Below are 4,905 nucleotides of genomic sequence, written 5' to 3'. Positions count from 1 at the left end.
AATCTTTATTCCATCTGACCTTTTTCATAATAACGAAGATGAACGCATTGTTACTCCATTACTAGCAATGCTGTATCATGATTTTCCTCAAAACGAGTTAATTTCTATTATTCATAAAAAAATAAAAAGGCTTCCTCAAATTAGAAAACGCCTTTCGCTTAATGAGTATTGTATTTTATGTGCCAATATTAAAACCTTTTTACGCACATTATTTTTCAAAACGAAAGATGACCATAACTTAGCCTTTACAGCACGTAAAACAGAAAGAATGTTAAAAGAACTTCCTAACTATTATTAAATACAAGGAGCAATGACATGGGTTATATTGAAGATATGAGAAATCTAGTAGGAAATCATCCACTTATTTTAATAGGATCACACGCCATTATATTAAATGAAAAAGATGAAGTATTGCTGCAGCTCCGTACAGATTTTAAACGCTGGGGCATTATTGGAGGCGCATTAGAATATAACGAAACGTTAGAAGAAGCTTTAAAACGAGAAGTATATGAAGAAACTGGACTTATCATTAAAAATCCAGAACTATTCCGTACATACTCAGGGCCTGATTTCTTTCAAATCTATCCAAACGGCGATCAAGTACACGGTGTACTCGTTGTTTATATTTGCCGAGAATTTTATGGTGAACTTGTATGCGATCAAAGTGAATCAAAAGAACTACGCTTCTTTTCACTTGATGAATTACCTAATAATCTTCCCCCTGTTATTGAGAGGATTATTACAGATTATCTAAAAAAATAAGGGAACGCTTAACGTTCCCTCTCAAATCCAATCCGTTTTTTAATTTCTGCTAAATTTATTTTCGCAATAGCGCGTGCCTTCTCAGCACCGTTTTCCAACGCTTCATATAATAAATTCGGTTCATTCATATACATAGTGTATTTCTCACGAGGCCCAGCTAACTCACGGTCTACAACACGGAATAGCTCTTTTTTTACATCGCCCCATCCGATTCCAGTCTCATATTTTTCACGTAATGACTGTATTTCGTCTTCTGTCGCAAATTCTTTATAAATTGTAAATAAGGTTTCTAGTTCTTTCGGTTCATTTGGAAGTGAAGAATCTGTTTTGATTTTAAATATTAACTTTCGTAGTTTTTCTTGCTCTGCAAATAATGGGATCACATTTCCGTAACTTTTACTCATCTTCCTTCCATCAAGACCAGGTAAAATAGCTCCTTCTTCTTGTATGACATGCTCTGGAAGTGTAAATGTCGTGCCAAATGTATGATTAAAATAAGTCGCAATATCACGCGCAATTTCAATATGCTGAATTTGGTCTTTTCCAACTGGTACATGAGTAGCTTGAAATAATAATATGTCAGCTGCCATTAAAATCGGGTACGTGTATAACCCCATATTCACTCCCGCATCGACCTCTAACCCTGCTTCTTTATTTTGCTCCACCTTCGCTTTATACGCATGAGCACGGTTCATAAGACCTTTCGGAGTTAGGCAAGCTAAAATCCAAGCTAATTCTAGAATCTCCGGCACTTCTGTTTGTCGATAAAAAATAACATCTTCTCCAAGTCCAAGTGATAACCAAGTAGCTGCTACCTCTTTCGTATAACTGCTGAACTTCTCTGGATCATGAACAGCATTTAATGCATGATAATCAGCTATAAAGTACAATGCTTTTCCTTCATTATTCTTTGACATTTGTAATGCAGGTTTAATCGCGCCAATATAATTTCCTAAATGCGGATAACCTGTCGGCTTAATTCCTGTTAACATTATTTTTTCATCCATCCTAACTCCTCCTTTCTCAAAATAAAAAGAGCCCCTCATCCTTAAAAAAGGACGAGAGACTCCCGCGGTACCACCTTAATTAGCTATCATTAGCTCACTTCATACTTCAATAACGTGAAGTAACCGTCTTTACCTACTCATTTCAGTTAGAAGCTCCAGAGCCCATTCCATATTCATCCCTTACTGATTCTCACCACATATCAGCTCTCTGAAAAGTTTCGAATATGTACTCTTCTCTTTCATTGCTTTTTCATTATTTTTTACAGTTTATCACATTTCGCTTCCAAACAAACCCGAATTTTCTATTTTATATAGCAGGAATTTCCACTTCTATTGTCTAATGTTATATAGGTTTGCAGAAATATTCGAAACAACTTTGGAGGTTTTTTCATGGTAAAATATATATCCATTTTAGGTTCCACAGGATCTATCGGCACATCTGCATTAGATGTAGTTTCAGCTCACCCTGAACATTTTAAAATCGTTGGTTTAACCGCAAATTATAATATTGATCTTCTTGAGCAACAAATCAAAACGTTTCAACCTCGTATTGTAAGCGTTGCGACAAAAGACTTAGCGGACACGCTTCGTACGCGTATTTCAGCGAATACAAAAATCACATACGGAACTGATGGTTTAATTGCGGTAGCTACTCACCCTGATTCAAATCTTGTATTAAGTTCTGTTGTCGGAGTTTCCGGACTACTTCCAACGATTGAAGCATTAAAGGCGAAGAAAGATATTGCCATCGCTAATAAAGAAACGTTAGTTGCAGCTGGACATATCGTAACTGAACTAGCGAAACAAAACGGATGTCGCTTAATTCCAGTAGATAGCGAACATTCAGCTATTTTCCAATGTTTAAACGGAGAAAATAATAAAGAAATTGAGAAATTAATCGTTACAGCTTCTGGCGGTGCATTCCGTGATAAAACACGTGATGAAATGCAAACATTACAAGCAAAAGATGCTTTAAAGCACCCAAACTGGTTAATGGGCGCAAAACTAACGATTGATTCTGCCACATTAATGAATAAAGGGTTCGAAGTAATGGAAGCGAGATGGCTATTTGATATTCCATATGAAAAAATTGATGTAATGATTCATAAAGAAAGTATCATTCATTCTTTAGTAGAATTTATTGATGGATCAGTTATGGCACAGCTCGGTGCTCCTGATATGAGAATGCCGATTCAATATGCGTTTCACTATCCTACTCGGCTACCTTCTTCCTATGAAAAACTAAATTTATTAGAAATCGGTAGTTTACATTTTGAAAAACCAAATTTAGAGAAGTTCCCTTGTCTACAATACGCATATGAATGTGGCAAAATCGGTGGTACTACTCCCGCTGTATTAAATGCAGCAAATGAAATTGCGAATGCACTATTCTTAAAAAATGAAATTGCCTTTTTCGATATTGAAAAAACAATTTACAAAACAGTTGAAGCTCATCATAACGTAAAAGATCCTTCACTAGATGCTATATTAGAGGCGGATCAATGGGCACGCCAATATGCAAATGAATTGTTAATAAAAAAGCGCTAAAACAGATAATACTGTTTTAGCGCTTTTTTCACGTATTCAACTTAACAAATCTATAACCGTGCGTAACTAATACTTTCAATATCGCATATCCTGGAATGGCTAAAATAATGCCCATAATCCCGAATAAGTTTCCGGCAGTTAAAATGATAAAGATGATAGTAATCGGATGAATGTCTAACTTTTTCCCCATAACTTGCGGAGAAATAAATTTACCTTCTGCTAATTGTACAACCATCATAACGATAATTACTTTTAACACCATTGCTGGCGAGTCGATAAATGCGATAATTAACGCTGGTGTAATCGCGATGATTGGCCCTACGTACGGAACGATATTTACAATCATCGCTAAAATTGCAAGTAGTACCGCATATTTAATACCGATAATAAGGTAACCAATTAATAGCATAATACCGATAAACAAGCTAACGATAATTTGCCCTCTAATATATGAGCTAATTGCATAATGCATATCATCTAGTATTCTCATTGCTGCTGGTTGTCTTTGCTCTGAAATGAACTTTAAGAAGTGATTCGGCAATTGTTCGCCATCTTTTAAAAGATAGAACAATATAAATGGAACCATTACAAATGTTAAAACAACCTCTGTAATAGTACTCAAAAATCCAGTTACATTCCCAGTTACTGATGATAATGACTTTGTAAAATCAACTGTATAGTCTTTTACCATATTCGCAACATTAATATTTAAATTCTCCTGAATTTTACCGAGTAAATTACTTTCCCCGAATCTACGTGCTGCTTGTTCAATCTCATGGCCAAAATACGGTAAGTTATCAATTAATGCATCAATTTGATCTTTAATAATAGGGATAACCGTTACAACTAAAAATACAAATAATCCTAGTACGATTAAATATATAGAAGCTATCGATACGATTCTTGAAACACCTTTCTTTTCTAAAAGCGAAACGAATGGATGTAAAATATAGAATAGTACGCCTGCTAATAGTACTGGGAAGAAAATTGTTTTTAAAAATACGATAAACGGTGTAAAAACAAATGATATTTTTGTTAGCAATAAAATATTAATGAACAATAACGCAAATCCAAGTAATACCGCCAAATAATTTTGTTCTCTAAAAAACTTTCTTAACTTATCTCTTTTTCTTATATTTATTTTCTCCAATGAAACCACCTCTTCGAATGATGAAAAGCCCTTATTCAGGGCTCTTCATCATAATCTATATATCTATTTCTTTGCAGCTTTCACTACAAATGATACAATAAAAATTAACACGATTGCACCTAATAATGCTGGCACTACATGAATCCCACCAAATGATGGCCCAAAGGATCCAAATAATCTACCACCTAACGAAGCACCTAATAAACCTGCGATAATATTTCCGAACATACCACCTGGGAAATTTTTACCTGTTATAGAACTAGCAATTGCACCTATAATAGCACCAACTATTAATGTGATAATCCATCCCATTTTTAGTCCTCCATTTCTATTATAGTTTGTATGATTTAATACAAACATATGTATTTATCATTGCTAATCATATTTCACTATAGAAATATATTTACTACTATTTTACATATGGAGATACATATATTA

The 4,905-nt window shown here is 34.4% G+C and carries 6 protein-coding genes and 1 other annotated feature; of the genes, 3 read left to right on the top strand and 3 right to left on the bottom strand.

Going from position 1 to position 4,905, the window contains the following annotated elements; translation table 11 throughout:
* On the top strand, positions 1-298 hold a 298-nt coding region (locus ABWK52_RS26190; RefSeq protein WP_353772235.1), incomplete at its 5' end, for a DUF2785 domain-containing protein.
* Positions 299-315: 17 nt separating this feature from the next.
* Positions 316-762: an NUDIX hydrolase gene (locus tag ABWK52_RS26185; protein WP_097796213.1), complete on the top strand. Its 447-nt coding sequence runs from the start codon at positions 316-318 to the stop codon at positions 760-762.
* 8 nt (positions 763-770) lie between these two features.
* Here ABWK52_RS26185 and ABWK52_RS26180 read toward each other — a convergent pair whose 3' ends face one another.
* Positions 771-1,769 carry a tryptophan--tRNA ligase gene (locus ABWK52_RS26180; protein WP_097796212.1) on the bottom strand — a complete coding sequence of 333 codons (999 nt, stop codon included), beginning with the start codon at positions 1,767-1,769 and terminating at the stop codon, positions 771-773.
* 44 nt (positions 1,770-1,813) lie between these two features.
* Positions 1,814-2,021 (bottom strand) — a binding site (T-box leader).
* Between the two features lie 138 nt (positions 2,022-2,159).
* Between ABWK52_RS26180 and ABWK52_RS26175 the strand changes: the two genes are divergently transcribed.
* Complete coding sequence (locus ABWK52_RS26175; RefSeq protein ID WP_098022842.1) at positions 2,160-3,317, top strand: 1-deoxy-D-xylulose-5-phosphate reductoisomerase; 1,158 nt, start codon at positions 2,160-2,162, stop codon at positions 3,315-3,317.
* 28 nt (positions 3,318-3,345) lie between these two features.
* On the opposite strand, the gene ABWK52_RS26170 is transcribed toward ABWK52_RS26175, so the two are convergent.
* Both ABWK52_RS26170 and ABWK52_RS26165 read right to left on the bottom strand, forming a co-directional pair.
* Positions 3,346-4,467, bottom strand: coding sequence for an AI-2E family transporter (locus ABWK52_RS26170; protein ID WP_000411480.1), 1,122 nt, complete (start codon positions 4,465-4,467; stop codon positions 3,346-3,348).
* Positions 4,468-4,530: 63 nt separating this feature from the next.
* A complete protein-coding gene (locus ABWK52_RS26165) occupies positions 4,531-4,779 on the bottom strand; it encodes a GlsB/YeaQ/YmgE family stress response membrane protein (protein WP_000539730.1) in 249 nt (82 codons plus the stop codon).
* Between the last annotated feature and the right edge of the window lie 126 nt (positions 4,780-4,905).

It is taken from the genome of Bacillus sp. AP50 (assembly GCF_040492675.1).
GTDB lineage: Bacteria > Bacillota > Bacilli > Bacillales > Bacillaceae_G > Bacillus_A > Bacillus_A cereus.
This window is presented reverse-complemented; position numbering and strand designations above follow the sequence as displayed.

Excerpts from the sequence above, each read along its gene's own strand:
- ABWK52_RS26185 (WP_097796213.1), top strand. The coding sequence starts at position 316 with ATGGGTTATATTGAAGATATGAGAAATCTAGTAGGAAATCATCCACTT.
- ABWK52_RS26175 (WP_098022842.1), top strand. The coding sequence starts at position 2,160 with ATGGTAAAATATATATCCATTTTAGGTTCCACAGGATCTATCGGCACA.
- ABWK52_RS26180 (WP_097796212.1), bottom strand. The coding sequence starts at position 1,769 with ATGGATGAAAAAATAATGTTAACAGGAATTAAGCCGACAGGTTATCCG.
- ABWK52_RS26165 (WP_000539730.1), bottom strand. The coding sequence starts at position 4,779 with ATGGGATGGATTATCACATTAATAGTTGGTGCTATTATAGGTGCAATT.